We start from the raw sequence: 20,670 nt of genomic DNA on the forward strand, positions 1-20,670 counted from the left end.
GTGTCAGGGGGCTTATGGCCACAACTGCGATCGTGTCGACGCTGTTTTTGCCAGCTTCGCCTTGAGATGTTCGACAACTGGAACCCTGACCTCACCGCCTCATCACAGCCGTGTTTCTGCTCGGTCATGCCCCGACTCTTTGAAGGTCGACCTGCATGACCGCCAGTGGGCCTGAGTTGCCGTCCGTCTTTGTGGCTCACTGTTCGTCTCCGGGCTTACCGTCGGTCTCCCAGTCGCTGGGCCCGTTCATCTCCCAGTCGCTGGGCCCGTTCCCGAGGAGTGGTCACCACAGGGCCGGTTCAAGTATTTCTTGGACTTGCCTTGTCATGGAGCTTCAGGTCGGCCGGTCTGGCGGCGCATGCATACGAAATCCTTGTCCCATGGTTCAAGCCAAGCCAGGGTTACTCCTCCCACTCGTCCGCGTGACGGGTTGAGGGGGTTACCGCTCAACCTCTCAGCCGTACCCCGCAGAGAGTGCGGAGCATTGTCGGGTGTGCTTCGGTAGTCGGCGGTGATGGCCACGCGGTTGTGGGTCCGGCGCTCTAAGTGCCCCCCAACCGTCGCTCCAGGGCGTCGACAATGCGCCGTGCATCCCTCTGTGCCAACCCTGTTCACGGCGCTCAAAGGAGGCGTCGGTAAGCGGGGTGTGGGAGGCAACCATCGCGGCGAGCGATCGAGCCACTCGTGGTGTGCCCCGCGGCCTCTTGCCCGTCTCGGCGATCGAGATGTCCCTCCGAAAGTTCACGCCAGCTCGTGGGCGATATGGGGTACCGGTCGCCGTCACCGCAGATGGCCATCCCGCAACGGAGTCACATCCACCGCGTACTTCGTCAGGGCTGTGTCCTAGTCGGAGCTTCCCTTGAAGAATCGGTCGTCTCTTGCCGCCGGCCTTTGCAGATCCGGCGCGCCTCTTACCGCCGTTCCTTCCTAGAACCTCGGCCACCGGAAAGCGATCCCGGCCTCGGGCGCCGCCGACTCGGCAGGGCGTTATAGACGGCCAAGTTGGCGCGTCCCTGGTTAGTTCAGTTTGGGGGCCTGTACCTAACTGCTCTTGCGCGGTCGGATGTACGGCCGAATAGTCATTAGTCAACGACGTGGCTGCCACGCATCGAGGGTCGAGTTGGCATAGGCAAACCTAGGATTCGAATACGAGGTTCACCATCCTCCGCCGAGAGAATCTCTGATCCCTTGGCATTGGATCCACCGGGCCGCCTTAGTCGCTCCGATCCTTGTGCAGCCGCCCGTCGTAGAGGTCGTGCGTACTACCCAATGAAGCTGCTTGACGGCCTAGGAATGCCGCGCCGAACGACCGGGGTTGCCAGCACTCCTTCGGCCAGTTCCTCAATTGCCGTTACCTCGTATGTAGGTTCGAGATCGCGCATCAGACGAGGCTTCTTCCCGGCGACCTGCTGATCGCACACGAGGTGAACGCTTCAACGAACTTTCGGTCGGACTCATGATCCGCCGACCCGACTTGGTCCCGAGCCGGCGGGGCTCCAGGGTTCTCAGCGGGGGCCCTGGTGGCTTGGTGAACGAGTGGCCGTGGGGCCGCCGTGCTCGCAGAGGGGTTCTGATGAGGCACCGCCCTTTAACCATCTCCTGGTTTAAAGGGGGCAACCACCCCGAATCCCTAACCGGTCGTTCGTTCCGGCTGTCTATGGATGACGCGCAGAACGAGATAACCCGTTGACCGGCTCTCATCGCAACTGGGTTCCGGTGATGCTTACGGTGGCGGTCAGCGGACGCAAGGATCCAGAGCACGCTGTTCCGACTTTTTAGCCGCTTCTTCGCCTACGCCCGTAGTGGACGTCACCGATGGGCAGGAGCTCGGCCTGGCCGGTCGTGCCCGCCGGTGTCGACGGCCGTTTCACGTGAAACGGGACAGGGCTGCCTCGCTCGTCAGGGCGGGCCCGATTGCTACAAGCGGGTCACGTGTCGGATGGTGTACGTGTGCCCTTATCAATCTGGTGACGACTGTTCGTTCGCAGATTTCGAGAGGCTGCGGAGTTCGACGAACAAATGAGCTTGCGCGTTCGGTTAGGCGGCCGCTTTGGAGGTGGCGGCATAGGCCTGCGCGCCCGTGGTGTGCTGGACGTGGATGCCCCGCGCCCTCGGCCCTCGAGAAGCACGAGCAATTCGTTAGACGTCAAGGAAGGAGATCGGTCAACTGGCGCCATTCGAGCCCGCCTGCGAGTGTGCGCTTCTCGAAATAACGTAAGACTTCGGCGGCGCATGCCCACCCGCCGAGCCACCCACTGGACGTGTTCTCGTTTCACGTGAAACCGGGCTCCGGGCTCCGGGCTCCGGGCTCCGGGCTCCGGGCTCCGGGCTCCGGGCTCCGGGCTCCGGGCTCCGGGCTCCGGGCTCCGGGCTCCGGGCTCCGAAAGCGTAGGGGCTGTTTCACGTGAAACCAAGGAGTCACAGCCATTTGAATGGTTCGGAGAGGCATGCGTTTATAGATTGAAGAAGACCGCTCATCCCCCTAAGAGCGAGGGAGAGGACTTGGAGGAGGTGGGCTGCTTAGGGAAACCGAGCTGACCACCGGATGCAGTTCCGCGACTCAAGCTCCTGAAGCGTAGGTGAAGCTTGTGCTGGAGCGGGTTGGCTAGAGCGGTGGGGTGCCATCGATGGCTAGTCCGACAGACCGCGCGATCGAGTGTCGGGGCTCTTCGCGACAGATAAGGGGTGGGGATACAGCGGGGTCGTGCAAGGGTTCATGGCATGGCGCCTACCAACCTGGGCTGAGTCCAGCGGCCGGCTTGAGGAGCGGACCCGCCTAACCACTTTGAAGAGAGAGTGAAGGCGGAGCACCATCGTTAGCTGGACAACGCTCGACCTATCAACGAAGGCACCCTCGCAGACAGCGACTCAGCTGATAGCTCTGCGATAGGACCCAGCGGTCAGCATCGACACTTGCCCTCGATTAACGCTGCGCTACCACGCCCGCTGCCGATATCGAACGTCGCGGACTGGCGAAGGAAAGGCGGCTGACCGCCAGCGGTCAGTGATCTTTCCGGCATGCTCGCATAGGGCAACTCGACGCGGTTTGTTCGGGACGGTCTTCTTGCTTAGCTAAGAGACCAGCATCAGAGCCCGGGTAGATCTGCGCGGGTGAGGCGATGACAGGCTGCGCCCAAACCCAAAGGTATCTACATTGCTATGTCACGAGGTGGGTTCGTTATCGGCCAATAAAGTAGGTCCCAAGTCGGCTTCTCCGCGTCCAATGGATTTCACTAAACAACCGGTGAGTCAAAGCAGGCGAAAAGGGGCTTTCCGAACCGGGCCAACTCCAACTCTTGGAGATCAGAAATCCCAGGAGAATCGTTCTGACAGAACCGAAATCTCGCCCAGGGATGAGGGCTAGTCACATTAGTCGTCGTAATGTAAGTCCCTCGCAACGTTGGGTTGACCCATCCCTAGGCTGCTATGCGGCTCCACCGGTCCTCGACGTTACGCGACGTGGCTGCAGCCGCGAAGCCAACCGCCACCCGAACCAACCCCCCCACCGAGCCAACCACCACCCGAGCGAAGCCACCACCGAGCGAAGCCACCACCCCCGGGGCGCAAAGCTGCCACACCCGGGCGAAGCCGCCACCCCGAACAAAGCAGCCACTCCGGAGCGAGGGTAGTCCAAGCCCAGACGAAGGCGCCGCCAAGAGCGCCGACTCTTGAGCAACTAGCTAACCAAAATCTGGGTCAACCGAGCTGACCCTGGGGCGCGATGATGTTCGACGCCCCAAGTGATCTGTCTTCCCCGCCACACGAAAAGGCCAAAACCAGGAACCTGCAGGCCAACCTCTACAACGGTCAAACCGAAGACGACCCCGGCCGGCCCAACCGCGGAGTATCAACCGAGCTAGCGAAATTTGAGAAAAGGCCTGAGCGGAGAGGACACCGACAACCCGCCAAGTGAAGAGACCGCGCTCAAACACGAACGCCCATGTCGGTTCTCTGAGGAACCCAAGCAGCTAGGCGCAAAGCAGGACGGACGAAGAACCAAACGAGGACGACAGCGAGCACTCGTCCACAACTGACATACCGCGACCCAAGCGAGAGCAAGGAAAAGGCACGTGATCCGCCGCATCACGTGCCTGTCGCTCATCGCTGATGATCGAACCTATTCAGCAGGGGACCCCGCGCCCTCTTCCTCCACGCCGATCATGCCGACGATGCGTTCGAGGTCGTCCACTGTTGCGAACTCGATGGTGATTTTGCCTTTGTTCCGGCCGATGTCGACCTTGACCCGGGTATCGAAGCGGTCCGACAGCCGGTCGGCCAGGTCGTTCAGGGCCGGGGCGTGGACCTTGGCCCGTCGGGTGGGAGCCGCCTTCTTGGCTGGGCCGTCGGCGATCGCGAGGCTTACGAGTTCCTCGGTTGCGCGTACCGAAAGGCCCTCAGCCACGATTCGGAGCGCGAGTTTCTCCTGCGCGTCATGGTCGTCGAGGCTGAGCAGTGCCCGTGCATGTCCGGCCGACAGAACGCCAGCGGCCACCCGGCGCTGCACCGGCGACGGCAGGTTCAACAGCCTAATGGTGTTCGAGATCTGCGGGCGGCTCCGGCCGATGCGCCGCGCTAGCTCCTCGTGGGTGGCACCGAACTCCTCAAGAAGCTGCTGGTACGCGGCCGCCTCTTCCAGCGGGTTGAGGTTGGCGCGGTGGATGTTTTCCAGCAGGGCGTCGCGGAGCATGGCGTCGTCGCGAGTTTCGCGGACGATCGCGGGGATGGTTTCCTTGCCAACTGCCTGGGCTGCTCGCCACCGACGTTCACCCATAACCAGCTCGTACGTACCGTCGCCGGCATCTCGTACGACGATGGGCTGGAGGAACCCGACCTCCTGGATGGACGTCTTCAGCTCTTCCAGCGCCTCCTCATCGAACACGTGACGAGGCTGCTTGGAGTTGGGCACGATCGCCGTGACCGGAAGTTCCGCGAACCGCGCCCCCGGCACCGGCGCAAGCCCTTCCGAAGGAACCGCCTCGGCTACAGCGCCCGCATCCGAAGGCGCAGGAGACCCCGAACCCGCGGGCGAAGCAGAGTCGGCAGGAGACTCAGAGTCCGCACGAGACCCAGAATCCGCAGGCGGCTCAGACGGTGCAGGCCTCGCAGGCCCAGGCACCTCAGAGGCAGGCACCGCAGGCGTTGGAGCAGTCGCGGGCGGGGCTGGAGCGGCTGCCGGGGGTGTAGCTGGTGCTGGCGGCGCTGTCGGAATCAGCGCCCCCAATCCGCGGCCGAGGCCACCCCGTGGACGGTTCTTCATGCCGTGCCTCCCGTGTTGACCCCGCGCATCGCAATCTCCAGCGCAGCCTCGAAGTAGCTCGTGGCGCCCCGCGAACCCGGATCGTAGGTCATCACAGATTGGCCATAGCTTGGTGCTTCCGACACACGGACATTTCGAGGAATCACCGCCTCGAGCACCTTGGAACCGAAGTGATTCCGCACGTCCTGCTCCACGGCGTCCGCAAGGCGGGTCCGGCGGTCGTACATGGTCAGCAGGATCGTCGAGACGTCGAGCGTCGGGTTGAGGTGCTGCCGTACGAGATTGATGTTGTTGATCAGTTGATTGAGTCCCTCAAGCGCGTAGTACTCGCACTGGATCGGAATCAGCACTTCCTGCGCCGCGCAAAGGGCGTTGACCGTCAACAGGCCGAGCGAGGGCGGGCAGTCGATGAAGACGTAGTCGAACTTTTCCGGGTGCGCGGCGATCGCACGGGCGAGGCGGGACTCACGCGCTACTACCGATACGAGTTCGATCTCGGCGCCGGCGAGGTCGATCGTGGCCGGCACGCAGAAGAGGTTCGGGATGCCCTCGACTTGCTGCGCGACGTCGGCCAGAGGCTCATTGTCGATCAAGCAGTTGTAGACATCAGGGACGCCGGCGTGATGCGGCACGTTGAGGCCGGTCGAGGCGTTGCCCTGCGGGTCCAGGTCGACCACCAGCACCCGGTTTCCGTGCAGCGCGAGCGCAACTGCGAGGTTCACCGTCGTCGTCGTCTTACCGACGCCGCCCTTCTGATTCGCGACGCACAGCACCCGAGGGTGATCGGGTCGCGGCATCTGAATGTCGCCGCTCGGGTTGAGGATCTGCACAGCTCGCAACGCTTCCATGGCCAAGGGTGGATCGTCCTCATCCTGCGTCGGCGTTTCACGTGAAACATGCTCGGTCGCCGCCGAACCATCGCTTTCATCCGCCGGCGCCGAGGTCGGCTGAGCGGCATATCCATCCGGAGCCGTCTCAACGGCAGATTCCGAAGCCCCCGATGGGGGTACGTCCACAGCCCCCGAACCAGACCCACCCGCAGCGATACCCGGGTCGGAGCTCTGCGCCCCTACCGCTCCAGCACCCGAAACCGGGGCTGCCAAGGTGTAAGCCGTATCCGAATCGCGCGCGGCGGCGGCCTCCGGCTCCGCTTCGGTGCTTTCAAACCCAGGCCGACGCTCCGAAATCGGTGCGCCCCCGGAAGCCGGAGCCGCACCCGAGACCGGAGCAGAGGCCGCTACCGGAGCGGGCGGCGCCGAACGCGGAGCCGGAGCTGGACGCCGTACATCAGTGCCCCCATCCGGCGCATTCACCGGCGTGCCGTACACCTGCCCCTGGCCGGCTCGCGGCTGCGGAACACCCTGTTCGCCACTGTTGAAGGTCACGGTCAAGCTCACGCTCCGATCGGGGTCGGCATGGGGCTCGGTTTCACGTGAAACACCGTCCCAGCCAGAGTCGCCGTCGGGCCCCCTGCCATACTCATGCACCGTTTTGTCCCTGCCTGGTTGGATGGAGTCGGCACCGCAAACGTGCGGTCCGGCAGGAAGCGGCGGCGCGTCACCCGCGCCCGCCATCCGGCCCACACTATCGACGCGCGGCCAGCCTACGGCCGTAGAGCGAGCCATGCCACGCTTGTCCGCCAGTTGAGTTGCGCCCGACGGACGACTATCGGACTCGAAGGTCATGAATCCAGCTACAAGCCGCAGTCGACCGCCGTACCGAATCATTCTCCCGTAAGGCCACCCAACCTCCGACGGCGACCTCCGCAGTCCAGAACCTGCGACGCCGCCTTCTGAAGTGCTGGCGGGGGTCCGGTGTGGGAGGTCACTCGAAAGAGCCTTCGAAGGCGCCCCGGGTAGGGGGTGCTGCGCAGGCGATCGATCATCGGCGCCTTTAACGGAAGGGGCTGAAACGGCTTCCTCGACGGAGGTCGGAGCAGAGGCACGCTCGGTGGTGAGCACGCTTTGGGGCGTGTGCGTCGGGTTCGGCACTCCGAGGGCAAGGTGCGGCTCGGCGAATCGAGCGCTGCTGGAGAAGGAAGAGGTGGCATCCGACCAAGGGGCGGGGAGTGGACCGGTACCTTCGGCCGAGCCAATTTGGACATCCACGTCGAAGGCCAAGGGGATGCCTCCAAGCATGGGACTTACGGCGGGTTGAGACTCCGCGTGGGAACCGGTAGCTGCGCCCGATCCGGCAGAGGCACCCGCCGTCGAGCTGGTTCGGCCCATAGAACCCGAGGCCCCATATAGTCCGGCGGCTGAGCCCGAGGCCGTACCGCCCCGGGCGCCGGAATCCTTGACCGCGTCGTGCCCGGCTTCGGCACCTACGGCCGAACCGACTTCCGGGATCCCTGCACTATGCGAACCCAAGCTAAGCCTGGTAGGTCCGGGACCCAAGGTCCTGCGCGATTCCGCTTCGGCGGTCTTGCCCGCCGAAGGCTCACTGCCAGAAAGCTCGGCATCCGGGTCGGAGGTGCCGGCGGCGTCGAGGGACAGCCGCTGAGGATTGCCGGGCGGGGGAGTGGTGCGTGGAAGCTTTGCCGTACGTTTCCGCGCGCCCCGCCTGGCCATCAGTTCCTCCGCGATCTCCTCTTATCGGGTCCGCGGCCGCCGGAGTTGCCGGCGGAGCGGCCCGGGGTGGTCGTCCGCTGGGACAACCCTGGCCGTGGTGCCACGACGTCGCGTTCCCGCACGATCTCGACGACCGTGCTGGGCGGGTCGATCACGCCGGCCCCGCAGAGCCGGACTACCGGATCCCCGCCGCCGAGCCGGTTGATCGCCTCGCGGTGCTCTGCCACTTCTTCCGCGGCTGAGGCACCTTTGAGGGCCACCAGCCGGCCACCAATCGCGGCAAGCGGGAGGCACCAGCCGGCGAGCCGGTCGAGGGGTGCCACTGCGCGGGCGGTGACGACGTCGACGGGGGCGGGGGGCCCACCGGCTAGGTCTTCCGCGCGACCCCGGACGACCGTGACAGCGTGGTCGAGGTCGAGCGTTGTCACCGCTTCGGACAGGAATGCGGTACGTCGTGCCAGTGGCTCGACCAGTGTGATGCGCAGATCCGGCCGGGCCACTGCGAGCACGATACCGGGCAAACCGGCACCAGACCCCACGTCAATCACCGAAGCACCGTAAGGGATTGTTTCGGACATAACACCGCAGTTGATCAGGTGGCGTTCCCAGATGCGCGGAGCCTCACGAGGACCGATCAAACCGCGCACTACGCCGTCGGTGACCAGCAGCTGGGCGTAGCGCCCGGCCAGCTCGAGGCGGTCGCCGAAAACCTGCTGCGCTGCCGCTAGGGATTCCGGTGGGGGCGCAAACGCAGACTCGCCCGGCACGCGCTCGGAGGAAGAGGACGGTGACGCGGGCGCAGGAGACTCTGTAACGGAGGGCGCCGGGGAGGCTTCAGGAACCGCGGACAAAGGCCCGGGGACCTCGGGCACGGAAGACGCCGCGTCTGAGGACTCCGGCGCGAAGGACGCCGCAGCAGGAGAGGCCGCACCGGAGCGGCCAGGAAAGCCCCGCAACGGCACACCGCCCCGGCGGCCACCGGACTTGACCGCGGGGGTGCGCTGTGGACGTACCGGAGAAGACAGCGACGGCCCGGGCTCAGCACCCGGGCCGTTCTGTCCCTCGCCTGAGCGTGGGTTGGTCATTGGGCTGGTCAGCCGGCCGACCGGACCACGATGCGACGGTTGGGCTCGACGCCCTCCGACTCGCTCTCCACGCCCTGGATGGCGTTGACCACATCGTGGACGCACTTGCGCTCGAAAGCCGACATCGGCTCGAGGCGGACCGCGTCGCCGTGCTCCTTGACCTTCTCGACGGCGTTACGGGCTACCGCTGTGAGTTCCTTGCGGCGGGTGGCGCGGTAGCCGCCGATGTCGAGCAGGAGGCGGCTGGGCGAACCCGTGGCCCGGAAGATCGCGAGGCGGGTGAGTTCCTGGAGCGCCTCCAGCGTGGCGCCGCGCTGGCCGACGAGCGGCTGCAGGCGGCCGCCTACGACCTCGACCATGGGTCGACCGGCCGACACGAGCTCGTCGATGTCGCCGTCGTAGTCCAGGATGTCGAGCAGTCCTTCGACGTAGTCGGCGGCGATTTCGCTCTGCCGGAACAGGTCGGAGTCGGATGCCACGGTCTCCGACTTCTTGGGCTCCTCGGTACCGGCTGACTCCGCGGTCACGGCCGGGGCCGTCTCCTCGGTGCTGGGAGTGCTGGTGTCGGTCACGGTTTCATCTCCGTTGTCTCGGGCCGGACCTGCGCGGTCCGCTGTTTCCCGTGCCGGCGGGGTCCATCGCCGTCGCGGGGGAGTCTTTGTCGCCGCCCGTAGGGCCGCGCGCGGCCCGGCTCTCAGGCCGGGCCGCTGCACCGTCATCCCTTGGGTTTGGTCGCCGGTCGGGCGCCCTTCTTCGGGTTCACCGGTTTGGCGCCGGGCTTGGGGGCCAGGGCCTTGGTGTCGACTACCGGGCCGGTGGGCTCGGGCTCAGCTTGCTTGCGGCCGAACAGACCACGCTGGGCGGGCTGCACCGGGTTCTTGCCGGCGTTCTTCGCGGCGGCGGCGCCGGTCGCGGGCCGGGCAGCAACCGAGGCGGCCTTGCTGTTGGCGGTCTTCGGCGGCGGGAACTTGCGCAGCACCCACTGCTGCTGCGCCAGGCTGAACGCGTTGTTCGTGACCCAGTAGATGACCACACCGATGGGGAACAGCGTTCCGGACACCAGCAGCGAGAGCGGGATGCCGTACAGCATCAAGCGCTGGATCATCTTCTGCTGCGGGTCCTCAGCCCAGCCGGTCTTGAGGATCATCTGGCGGCTCGTGAGGTACGTGGTCGCCATCATGGTCAGCACCAGCACGCCGGCGATGATCTTCACCGTGGCCGAGCCGCCGGTGTAGCCGAGCTGAGAGAGCTCAGCGCCGGTGGAGCCGAACTTCGCCGGGAGCGGGACCGTGAACAGCGCCGAGTGGGTGGCGCTGTCGAACTGGTCGACCGTCCAGCCGTACAGCGTCCTGCCCGGGTTATCGGGGTTGAGGCGCTTCAACACGTGGAAGAGGCCCAGGAAGACCGGAATCTGCAAGAACATCGGAAGGCACCCCATGAGCGGGTTCGCCTTCTCGGTCTTGTAGAGCTCCATCATTTCTTTCTGGAGCGTCTCGCGGTCGCCCTTGTGCTTCTCCTGCAGCTCCTTGACCTTGGGCTGCAGCGCCTGCATGGCCCGCTGGGACTTGATCTGCTTGACGAAGACCGGGAAAAGGATGACGCGCAGCGTCACCACGAGGAAGACGATCGAGAGGATCCAGGCCCAGTTGGTGCCCAGCACCGGTCCGTCAGGAATGCCGATCGCGTCCCAGAGGGCATGCCAGCGCAGGAGGATCCACGAAATCGCGTAGTAGATCCAGTCGAGACTCAATTCATGCTCCAGTCACATCGGCAGGACGGTGACGGATCGGGTCGGGCACGGGGTCGTACCCACCGGGGTGGAAAGGTTGGCACCGCAGCAGCCGCCAGACCGTCAGCCGGGTTCCGTGAATCGCGCCGTGCTTCGCGAGTGCCTCCTGGGCATACGCGCTGCACGATGGGTAGAACCGACAGCGGGCCGGCAGTGCCGGGCTCACATACCGACGGTACGCGACGATTGGAAGGGTCAGCAGGCGGGCAACGGGTGTCACCGGCGCCGCCGGGAGGATCGAGCGGCTGTCAGCGCCGCGTCGAGGTCGGTGCCCAGCGTGTCGGACGACGCCGAGGCGGCTGCGGGCAGGGCCCGGACCACAAGAGAGGTGCCCGCGGGGAGATCGCTCAGCCTCGACCGTACGAGATGGCGGAGCCGGCGCCGGACCTGGTTGCGGACCACCGCGTTGCCGACTGCTTTGGACACGACAAAGCCGGCGCGTGCCTCGGGGGCTTGCGCCGGCTCGTCGAGAAGCAGGTGGACGACCACGGTGCCGCGACCGGCTCGGCGGCCGCTACGGACCGCTGCGGCGAAGTCGCTGCTACGCCGCAGTCTTTGCGCCGCGGCCAGCACAACTACCTGGGCATCCGGCCCGCCAGTGTCGGCTCAGGCCGACAGCTTGGCGCGACCCTTGGTGCGGCGGCCGGAAAGGATGGCACGGCCGGCACGGGTGCGCATGCGCAGCCGGAAGCCGTGGGTCTTGGCGCGCCGGCGGTTGTTCGGCTGGTAGGTGCGCTTGCTCACGTCAACTCCGTCTTCGTACTACGTCCAGGGGGCATCAAGCTGCAAGACGCCACTTTACCAGAGCGCGGCGGAGCAACCGTTCGACCCTACGCAGGGCCCCGCCCTTGGTCAACTGTGCGCCGAATCCGGCGCGCCGCGTGCGGTACCGTCCGTCACTCGAGATGGTGCTGGTGCGCACGGAGTGAATCTTTTCGTGCCAAGCCTGCCCTGGGGTGGGTACCGCCGGTTGATGCCGGGATGGCTGCGCTGTTAGCGTGCCCGTTTGCTGGTCTTCAGCGATGTGCACGAGAACCGCCGCCGGGGACTGGGCGGAAAGGCTGGACAGGAACCGGACGAGGCAGTGAATCGTTCGGCACGGTGGGCCTGTTCTACCGCGCCAGCACAGGCTCCGGGAAAGTCTGCCGACCATCCGGCCGGGGAGCGACCGCCGACGCGTGCACAGGTTGTGGATAACCTGTGGACAAGCCGGTGCCGCCATGTGGGTTCAGCACGTTCGAAGTGCTGGATCGAGGGGAAGCTGGTCTGTCGCCCGTGCGGGTGGCATAGCGGCAAGGGCGGAAGCCGAACAAGGCCTCCGGGGATTTCCGGTGGCGATGGGGGTGGCGCGGCGGTGGCCGACACGGTGGACCTTGGCGGGGTCTGGGCTGCGGCTACGGACGAACTGGCGGATGAGATTGCGTCCGCCCAGCAGCGTGCGTACCTGCGGCTGACGCGTCTGCGCGCCATCGTCGAAGACACGGCCTTGCTGTCCGTGCCCGACACGTACACCCGCGATGTGATCGAGTCGCGGCTGCGGCTGGCGATCACTGAGGCTTTGTCGCGCCGTCTGGGCCGTCCGATTCAGGTAGCTGTGACGGTACGGCCACCCGAGGACGGTTCGGGACGCCCCGGTACCGTGTACGGGACCCCGCCACCCGAGTCGCCCACGCAACCGCCGGCCCACTATGCGGACCCTCAACCCCCGCCGTATCTGGATCGTTATCCACAGCCGTCAGCGAGCGTGTTCGACGACGGACCCACCGGCTCGGCTCAGGTGCCGTTCGCCCCTGGCGTGCCCGTAGCGCGCGACGCTCAGGAGGCTCTTTTCGCCGCGCCGCTACCCATGGGTCAGCCCGAGCCGGCCAAAAGCACCGTCGCCGAGGAAAAGCCGAAAATCGAGGCGCCCCGGCAGCTTCAGCACTACCCGGATGGCCAGAACGACGCTCCCGGGCACCGGATGGCCAACGAGCCGGCCCACCTGCGCGAAAATCAGCGCCGCTCCGAGGAACGGCCGGCGATGGCCGTACCGGATCGGCGCGACGACACGATGCAGATGCGTCACGGCGGCGACAACGGTCCCGGCCGTTCGCCGCTGGGAAGTCAGCCCGCCAGTGCCAGGCCGGGCGGTAATGACGGCAATCGTCTCAACCCGAAGTACATGTTCGAGACGTTCGTCATCGGCTCGTCAAACCGTTTCGCCCACGCGGCGGCGGTCGCGGTCGCGGAATCCCCAGCGAAGGCGTACAACCCGCTGTTCATCTACGGCAGCTCCGGGCTGGGGAAAACTCACCTGCTGCACGCCATCGGCCACTACGCCACGACCCTCGGGCACGCTCGCAGCGTCCGGTATGTATCGACCGAGGAATTCACAAACGACTTCATCAACAGCCTGCGCGACGACAAGACGCAGGCTTTCCAGCGCCGCTACCGCGATGTCGACATCCTGTTGATTGACGACATCCAGTTCCTGGAGAACCGCGAGCGCACCCAGGAAGAGTTCTTCCACACGTTCAACACCCTGCACAACGCGAACAAGCAGATCGTCATCAGCTCGGACCGTTCTCCGCGCCAGCTGGCCACGCTCGAGGACCGCATGCGCACCCGTTTCGAATGGGGCCTGCTGGCCGACATCCAGCCCCCCGACCTCGAAACCCGCATCGCGATCCTGCAGAAAAAGGCCGCTCAGGAACGCATGTACGCCCCCGATGACGTGCTCGAATTCATCGCAAGCCGGGTCTCCAACTCGATTCGTGAACTCGAAGGCGCCCTCATCCGCGTCACCGCGTTCGCCAGCCTGACCCGTTCCTCCGTGCAGCTTTCCCTGGCCGAAGAGGTCCTGCGCGACTTCATGCCCGACGGCGCCGGCCCCGAGATCACCGCCGACCAGATCATGGTCTCCACCGCGGACTACTTCGGCGTGAGCCTCGAAGACCTGCGCGGCCATTCCCGCTCCCGAGTCCTGGTCAACGCCCGCCAAGTAGCGATGTACCTCTGCCGCGAGCTGACAGACCTATCCCTGCCCCGGATCGGCCAAGCATTCGGCGGCCGCGACCACACCACAGTCATGCACGCCGACCGTAAAATCCGCCAGCACATGGCCGAGCGCCGCTCCCTCTACAACCAAATAGCCGAACTAACAAACCGCATCAAACAGAACACCTAACCCTTCATCCGGTACGCCCACAGCTCCCGCCTGTCGCTTGTCGCCTTCAGGGGTGATAACGGGCTTGGTCGTGGGTGGGCTGTCCACCGGATGACGTGGGCATGGACATTTGGTGCTGACCTCCGATTGTCGAGGTGGTCGGCCGGCCAGGCCTAGTTGCTGGCTCTATTACTAGTGGTTCTGGAGCGCTACGGGCTTGCACCTGTTGGCTTCGGGTCCAGCCGCGCTTTACGTCGCTGGCCTTTGCCTTCCTCTTGCCGCAACTGCTCCCAGTCGAAGACACGGTTGTCGCCAACGTGAGTAGGAGGTAGCCGGGCCGGCACTATCCCGGCCCTGCTGCGGAGCGGGATCTCAGTGGCTACGACCAGTGTCCTTCCCCACCGGCCAGGTTGTGCAGTCGGTCGGATCGGTGAACCAATACTTCGACTCCTATCTCTGCCTCTACCTGAGGCTGCTGTCTCTGCCGCCACTCAGGCTGCTGCTGGAAGTTCTCGCCACCAGTTGCGCACGCCTAAGCGGATGCGGGTGTCCACCGTTTTCTGTTGGCGGGTTTCTGCACCGCTCGTGTCACGCCGGATCGGCGCCCGCAGACCACGGCTCTCCGGCTGATGAAACCTGCGCACCCATGCTGCCGATGCAGCACTGCCCCGACCTGAGCCGGCTGAGCCCGCGTTGCCCTGCCGCCGGCGGAACGCTAGCCGCAGCCTGGGCCAAGTGGGCTGAGCCCGCGTTGCCTCGCAGCCGGCGGAACGCTGCCGCCACCGACAGCATCGAGCCCATGGCGCCGCCGAAGATAAGCGCCTGAGCCGAGTGGACTGGGCTTAGCTCGGCAGTGAGTCCGCCGTTCCACCCACGCATCGAGGCTTAGTTCGGTCACCGCGGAACCTGGCGCTGCTCGTCAGGGTGGTCGTCGGCGTCGAAGCGGTCTGCAGGCTTTCGGCATGGACGAGCGGCCACTAAAAGCTGACTCCGGGACCGGGGGCTACGCGGTGAGGGCCCAGAAGCGCTCTGTGGGCAACTACGGCCCCGGTTGGCGGTAACAGGCGTGTTGAGCTGCGGAAACACAAACTTGTCCACTGGTTATCCACAGGTTGACCCACAGGCTTGCGGCGGCGATCATCGCGAGAAGCCTGAGGGCCTATGCATGCGACTAGGGGTTTGTCAACGGTAGGACGGGACGGTTTCGTGCCAACGTTATCCACACTCGTCCACAGGCATCCACAGGAAGTTATCCCCAGCGGTGGACAACTTTACGCTTGACTACCCACAGATGTGGAGAGAGGCTGTGGAAACCGATGTGGACAATCACCGTCGGTTACAAAATTGTCCCCAGGCTGTGGGTGCCTGTGGATTTCCTGTTGAAGGATCTGGGGAGAACGTAGCTGTATCGTCCCGCCGTTATCCCCAGGGCGGGGGACAAACCCTGTGACTATCCGGTGGATAACCAGTGGACAACGGTGGATAACCGGTGTGGAGAGAACGGCTGTGGACACCGGCCGGGGTTTGTACCCCGGTTACCCACATGTGAATCACCGGTGGATAACTCGTTGACCTGCGAAAACTCGAGTTATCCACAGTATGCACAGGACCGATGATTACGACTGTTATCTCTCTCGGAAAATTTGAAGATCAATAGTCAGGGCTGTGGATGGTGTGGATGAGCCGCTTGCGGTCCGATCCACCCCTGGTTCGAAACTTCTCAGCAGCAGGAGCGAAGGAAGTCCAGAGCTAGACACCTGCAGGAGCCAAGGAACTTCTAGAAGCCACGGAACCAGCAAAGCCCAAGGGGCCATCAAGAGCCCGAAGAGCCAGCAAGATCGGCGAGCAGGTAAGACCGGCGAAGCAGCAAGTCTTCAAGAGCTGGCACCAGCCGACCCACGCAAGGCAGCAAGAACCACCACAAGCGCGAGAGACCGCAGCCGTCGACAAACAGCCAGGGGTCGGGAAGAGGCCGTGCGACCCCTCGCCATAGAGTTCAGAGGGCACCACCATCGTCAACCAGCAGTTTGCGCTACCCGGTAGGTTGAGCGACCCGGTTGAGCAGGACTGACCCAGTGACTTGATCAGCCGTTGCGGGTTGAACGGCATGAGGAACCACGAACGGGGCTGTCAGCCGAGGGGCTCGACAGGTCAGAATGGCCTGCTGGGACTTGCGGCTCGGCGAGGTTGTGCAAAGCGGGCTTGCGAAAGCAGCCGGCGCCAGCCAAGCGAGTAAGGACCGAGCGAAAGCAAGCGGCCAAGCGAAGCAGCCCACCACGGGCAGCCGAGTAAGCACCAAGGCCGAGTAGCACCAGAGGCATAGAAGCACCAGGGCCTAGAAGCACCAAGGCCGAGTAAGCGCCAGGGCCGAGGAAGCACCAAGCTAGAAGTCACGAAAAGCGACTGCGGAGGGCATGGCATGAAGTTCCGGGTGGAGCGAGACGTACTCGCCGACGCCGTGGCGTGGACGGCCAAGAGCCTTCCCAGCCGCCCGTCGGTGCCGGTTCTTGCGGGCGTCATGCTCCGCGTGACCGATGGCAAGCTGCAGGTCTCCGGCTTCGACTACGAGGTCTCGAGCCAGGTCAGTGTGGAAGTTCAGGCGGACGCCGACGGTGCTGCTCTGGTTTCCGGGCGCCTGCTGGCCGAGATCACCAAGGCGCTGCCGGCCAAGCCGGTGGACATCGCCGCGGTCGGGTCGCATCTGGAGCTGGTGTGCGGCAGCGCCCGGTTCACTCTTCCGGTGATGCCGGTGGAGGATTACCCGACTCTACCGGACATGCCGTCCAGCGCCGGCACCGTCGAGGCTCAGGCGTTCGCCGTCGCTGTCGCCCAGGTAGCCATTGCGGCCGGGCGTGATGAGACGCTGCCGATGCTCACCGGGGTCCGCGTCGAGCTTGACGGCTCGACGATGACCATGCTTGCCACCGACCGCTACCGGCTGGCCATGCGCGAGCTGGAGTGGTCCCCGGACGACTCGGAGATCAGCTTGAACGCGTTGATCCCGGCGAAGACCCTCAACGACACCGCCAAGGCCATGGGACCGGTGGGTGGCGCGGTCACGCTGGCGCTCTCGCAGGGCAATGCGGGCGAGGGCATGGTCGGCTTCGCCGGAGGAGCTCGGCGTACGACCAGCCGGCTGCTGGACGGCGCCAACTACCCGCCGGTGCGCTCGATCTTCCCGGCGTCGCACAACTCACAGGCGAACGTGAGCGTGGCCGGCTTGGTTGAGGTCGTCCGTCGGGTGGCTCTGGTCGCCGAGCGCACCACTCCCGTGCTGCTCAGCTTCAGCGAGGACGGGCTGGTCGTGGAGGCCGGTGGCACCGAGGAGGCCCGGGCCAGCGAGGCCATGGAAACCACCTTCACCGGCGAGCCGCTGACCATCGGGTTCAACCCGCAGTACCTGATCGACGGTTTGCAGAACCTGGGTGCGCCGACCGCCGTACTCTCATTTGTCGACGCTTTCAAGCCCGCTGTGATCTCCCCCGCAGATGAAGACGGCGAAATCAAGCCCGGATACCGCTATCTGATCATGCCTATTCGGGTAACTCGCTGATACTGGGCTTGAAGAAACACTCATCTAGGGGGAACACCATGCAGCTCGGCCTTATCGGGCTCGGCCGGATGGGCGGCAACATGCGCGACCGTCTGCGCGCCGCCGGCCACGAGGTGGTCGGTTACGACCACCACCCGGAAGTCTCTGACGTTGCGAACCTGGCGGAACTGGTCGAGAAGCTGGCCGCGCCTCGCGTCGTATGGACCATGGTCCCGGCTGGCAAGATCACCGAGGACACCATCACGGAGCTGGCCGGCCTGCTGTCGGACGGCGACGTAATCATCGATGGCGGCAACTCCAAGTTCACCGACGACGGCCCGCGAGCCGAGCGTCTCGCCGCTCAGGGCATCGGCTACCTGGACTGTGGCGTGTCCGGCGGCGTCTGGGGTGCCACCAACGGGTACGCCCTGATGGTCGGCGGTGACGCCGAGCACGTCGCCAAGGCGCAGCCCATCTTCGACGCCCTCAAGCCGGCCGGGGAGTTCGGCTTCGCGCACGCCGGCAAGGTCGGCGCGGGTCACTACTCGAAGATGATCCACAACGGCATCGAGTACGCGATGATGCAGGCGTACGCCGAGGGTTACGAGATCCTCAAGGCGGCCGAACTGGTCGACAACGTGCCGGCGGTCATCAAGAGCTGGCGCGAGGGCAGCGTCGTCAAGTCCTGGCTGCTCGACCTGCTCGACCGGGCCCTGGACGAGGACCCCGAGCTGGCCAACATCCGGGGCTACGCCGAGGACACCGGCGAGGGTCGCTGGACCGTCGACGAGGCCGTGCGCCTCGCCGTGCCGGCCAACGCGATCGCTGCGTCGTTGTTTGCGCGCTTCCAGTCGCGGCAGGAGGACTCGCCGGCCATGAAGGCGATCGCCGCGCTGCGCAACCAGTTCGGCGGCCACGCCGTCAAGCGCTGATCCATGTACGTGCGCCGGGTCGAGCTCACCGACTTTCGTTCCTACGAGCGGGTGGCGGTTGATCTCGACCCGGGCGTTGCCGTGCTGGTCGGCCAGAACGGCATGGGCAAGACGAACCTGATCGAAGCCCTCGGGTATGTGGCCACCTTGGACAGTCACCGGGTGGCCACGGATGCGCCGCTGGTCCGGGCCGGTGCCGCTGCGGCGGTGATCCGCTGCGCTGTCGTCCACGATGGACGCGAGCTGCTGGTGGAGCTGGAAATCGTTCCAGGCAAGGCAAACCGGGCAAGGCTCAACCGGTCGCCCGTACGACGGTCGCGCGAGATCCTGGGTGCTCTGCGCATGGTCCTGTTCGCTCCGGAGGATCTTGAACTGGTCCGCGGCGACCCCTCCGAACGCCGCCGTTACCTCGATGACCTGCTGGTTGCCCGCCAGCCTCGCTACGCCGGGGTACGAGCCGACTACGACCGGGTCATCAAGCAACGCAATGCTCTGCTCCGTACCGCATATCTGACCCGCAAGGTCGGCGGAAACCGTGGCCAGGACCTGTCGACGCTTGCCGTCTGGGACCAGCACCTGGCGCATCACGGCGCCGAACTGCTGGCCGGCCGGTTGGAGCTGGTCGCGGCGCTTGCCCCGCACGTCACGAAGGCTTATGACGCGGTCGCCGCCGGTCGCCGGTCCGCCTCTGTCGCGTATGCGTCGCGTCTCGGTGACACGCTGACGCCGGACCGTGCCGAGCTGGAGAAGGCGCTGCTGGCGTCGCTGGAGGAGCGCCGTCAGGCGGAGACCGAGCGTGGCGTCACGCTGGTCGGCCCGCATCGCGATGATCTGACCCTCGCGCTCGGAGAACTGCCGGCGAAGGGGTACGCGAGCCACGGCGAATCGTGGTCGTTTGCGCTGGCGCTGCGGCTGGCGGCGTACGACTTGCTCCGTACCGATGGAATCGAACCTGTCTTGATCTTGGACGATGTGTTCGCCGAGCTTGATGCCGGGCGGCGCGAACGGCTGGCCGCCCTGGTCGCCGACGCGGCACAGTTGCTGGTGACCTGCGCCGTGCCGGAAGATGTCCCGGCAAGCCTCCAGGGCGCCCGCTACGACGTCGGACCAGGAACGGTGACCCGTGTCTGAGGACAGCTCCGAAAAGCCGTCAGCGGCGCCGGCAGGGCCATCGGATGATCAACAGGTGGCCGGTCCGGAGCTGGCCCGCGCGGTTCTGGACGCCGCTCTCGCCAAGCGCCGGGCGGCTCAGCAGCAGCCCAGGCGTCGTACCGGAAGCGCCGAAGGCTCCGAAAAACGCCTGCGCGGCTATTCCGGTCCGGGCCCCGACCCCCGCGACCCGCAGTTGTTCGGCGCGGTGCTCGAACGCATCATGCGCCAGCGCGGCTGGCAGAAGCCGGCGGCCGAGGCGACCGTGTTCGGCGCGTGGGAGAAGGTCGTCGGCGCGGACATCGCCAAGCACAGCAACCCGGTCAAGCTTGAAGGCGGCGTGCTGACGGTCGAGGCGGAATCCACCGCTTGGGCGACCCAGCTACGGCTGCTCGCCGCGAAGCTGCTCAAGAGCATCGCGGCCGAGGTGGGCCACAACGTCGTGACGAAACTCAACATTCACGGCCCGGCAGCACCGTCGTGGAACCGGGGACCGCGAAGGGTGCAGGGGCGCGGACCGCGGGACACGTACGGCTGAGCACGGTCTAGTAGTCGGCGTAGACGGCGAAGCCCCGGTCGGCGCAGCGGCGGTAGAAGCCCGACAGCACGGCAAGCTCGGTGCGGGCAAAACTCCAGTGCGGAGCGTTTCCCGCGTCGTCGCGCAGGGCGGTGAGCCGGTGGTCCAGCCAGCGCAGTTGCTGCTCGACGAGGCGCCCGTTGGCCACCGCGGCCCGCATCACCTCGGCGACGCTGTCAAAGGTGACCAGGTCGCCGTACGGCGTATGGCCCTCGACGAAGCGTTCCAGGCCGCCAGCGATCCAGGCGCAGCCGTCCGGGTCGATCACCGGGTCCTCGTCCTCGGCCGCGGCGTCAGTGGCGTAGAGCACACCTTCGAGTCCGAGCAGCAGGTCGACCAGCTCGGTGTAGGCGGTGGCGCGCACGGTGCCGGTCTTGGCGATGTGCAGCGCGAGGGCACCGGTGGGTGCGGCGATCTCCGGCCGGTCCGCGACGGCACCGAAGTCGACGAACTCCGCCGGGGCCACCGGGTCGTAGAACCGGTTGGTCCGCGGCCAGTGCACAGCCACGTTGTCCAGTCCCTTGTCGTGAGCCATGAGGGCGTCACCCTTTCTCGACCTGCCGGCTGCAACCTCCGGCCCGCGCGGGCGAGGTTACGACACTGCCGTGCGTGGCCGCGAGCCAGTGTCGCGGTG

General features: G+C 65.8%; 14 protein-coding genes. 5 read left to right on the plus strand and 9 right to left on the minus strand.

All coding sequences use genetic code 11. The annotated features are described in order from the left end of the window. Nucleotides 1-4,117: 4,117 nt before the first annotated feature. The 8 genes from TFC3_RS00105 to rpmH form a co-directional block, all read right to left on the minus strand. Nucleotides 4,118-5,257, minus strand: a complete 1,140-nt coding sequence (locus tag TFC3_RS00105; protein WP_067493870.1) for a ParB/RepB/Spo0J family partition protein — start codon at nucleotides 5,255-5,257, stop codon at nucleotides 4,118-4,120. Further along, entirely contained in the window at nucleotides 5,254-6,303 is a 1,050-nt protein-coding gene (locus TFC3_RS00110; RefSeq protein ID WP_369819658.1) for a ParA family protein, read from the minus strand. Before TFC3_RS00110 ends, TFC3_RS00105 begins: the two co-directional genes overlap by 4 nt. A 1,523-nt stretch (nucleotides 6,304-7,826) precedes the next feature. Continuing rightward, nucleotides 7,827-8,594, minus strand: coding sequence for a 16S rRNA (guanine(527)-N(7))-methyltransferase RsmG (gene rsmG, locus TFC3_RS00115; protein ID WP_067493874.1), 768 nt, complete (start codon nucleotides 8,592-8,594; stop codon nucleotides 7,827-7,829). Between the two features lie 326 nt (nucleotides 8,595-8,920). Then, the gene (locus TFC3_RS00120; protein WP_067493877.1) at nucleotides 8,921-9,484 is read right to left on the minus strand and encodes a R3H domain-containing nucleic acid-binding protein; all 564 of its coding nucleotides are present in this window, start codon (nucleotides 9,482-9,484) and stop codon (nucleotides 8,921-8,923) included. A 143-nt stretch (nucleotides 9,485-9,627) separates the two neighbouring features. Beyond that, nucleotides 9,628-10,662: a membrane protein insertase YidC gene (gene yidC, locus TFC3_RS00125; protein WP_067493880.1), complete on the minus strand. Its 1,035-nt coding sequence runs from the start codon at nucleotides 10,660-10,662 to the stop codon at nucleotides 9,628-9,630. A gap of 1 nt (nucleotide 10,663) precedes the next feature. Further along, nucleotides 10,664-10,921: a membrane protein insertion efficiency factor YidD gene (gene yidD, locus TFC3_RS35160; protein ID WP_236717904.1), complete on the minus strand. Its 258-nt coding sequence runs from the start codon at nucleotides 10,919-10,921 to the stop codon at nucleotides 10,664-10,666. Further along, nucleotides 10,918-11,274, minus strand: a complete 357-nt coding sequence (gene rnpA / locus TFC3_RS00130) for a ribonuclease P protein component (RefSeq protein WP_067493883.1) — start codon at nucleotides 11,272-11,274, stop codon at nucleotides 10,918-10,920. The genes yidD and rnpA overlap by 4 nt, the downstream gene beginning before the upstream one ends. A gap of 33 nt (nucleotides 11,275-11,307) precedes the next feature. Beyond that, nucleotides 11,308-11,445 (minus strand): 50S ribosomal protein L34, encoded by a 138-nt coding sequence (gene rpmH / locus TFC3_RS00135; protein ID WP_067493886.1) that lies wholly within the window; start codon nucleotides 11,443-11,445, stop codon nucleotides 11,308-11,310. Between the two features lie 622 nt (nucleotides 11,446-12,067). Here rpmH and dnaA point away from each other — a divergent pair. The 5 genes from dnaA (at nucleotide 12,068) to TFC3_RS00160 (ending at nucleotide 19,997) form a co-directional block, all read left to right on the plus strand. After that, complete coding sequence (gene dnaA, locus TFC3_RS00140; RefSeq protein WP_369819659.1) at nucleotides 12,068-13,867, plus strand: chromosomal replication initiator protein DnaA; 1,800 nt, start codon at nucleotides 12,068-12,070, stop codon at nucleotides 13,865-13,867. A 2,398-nt stretch (nucleotides 13,868-16,265) separates the two neighbouring features. Continuing rightward, a complete protein-coding gene (dnaN, locus tag TFC3_RS00145; protein WP_067493892.1) occupies nucleotides 16,266-17,399 on the plus strand; it encodes a DNA polymerase III subunit beta in 1,134 nt (377 codons plus the stop codon). Nucleotides 17,400-17,437: 38 nt separating this feature from the next. Beyond that, on the plus strand, nucleotides 17,438-18,310 hold the full coding sequence (gnd, locus tag TFC3_RS00150) for a phosphogluconate dehydrogenase (NAD(+)-dependent, decarboxylating) (protein ID WP_067493894.1): 873 nt from the start codon (nucleotides 17,438-17,440) through the stop codon (nucleotides 18,308-18,310). Between the two features lie 3 nt (nucleotides 18,311-18,313). Beyond that, on the plus strand, nucleotides 18,314-19,441 hold the full coding sequence (recF, locus tag TFC3_RS00155; RefSeq protein WP_067493897.1) for a DNA replication/repair protein RecF: 1,128 nt from the start codon (nucleotides 18,314-18,316) through the stop codon (nucleotides 19,439-19,441). 55 nt (nucleotides 19,442-19,496) lie between these two features. After that, the gene (locus tag TFC3_RS00160; protein ID WP_153040043.1) at nucleotides 19,497-19,997 is read left to right on the plus strand and encodes a DciA family protein; all 501 of its coding nucleotides are present in this window, start codon (nucleotides 19,497-19,499) and stop codon (nucleotides 19,995-19,997) included. Nucleotides 19,998-20,004: 7 nt separating this feature from the next. Here TFC3_RS00160 and TFC3_RS00165 read toward each other — a convergent pair whose 3' ends face one another. Continuing rightward, a complete protein-coding gene (locus TFC3_RS00165) occupies nucleotides 20,005-20,571 on the minus strand; it encodes a hypothetical protein (protein ID WP_067493904.1) in 567 nt (188 codons plus the stop codon). Nucleotides 20,572-20,670: the final 99 nt, after the last annotated feature.

It is taken from the genome of Actinoplanes sp. TFC3 (genome assembly GCF_001553785.1).
Classification (GTDB): Bacteria; Actinomycetota; Actinomycetes; order Mycobacteriales; family Micromonosporaceae; genus Actinoplanes.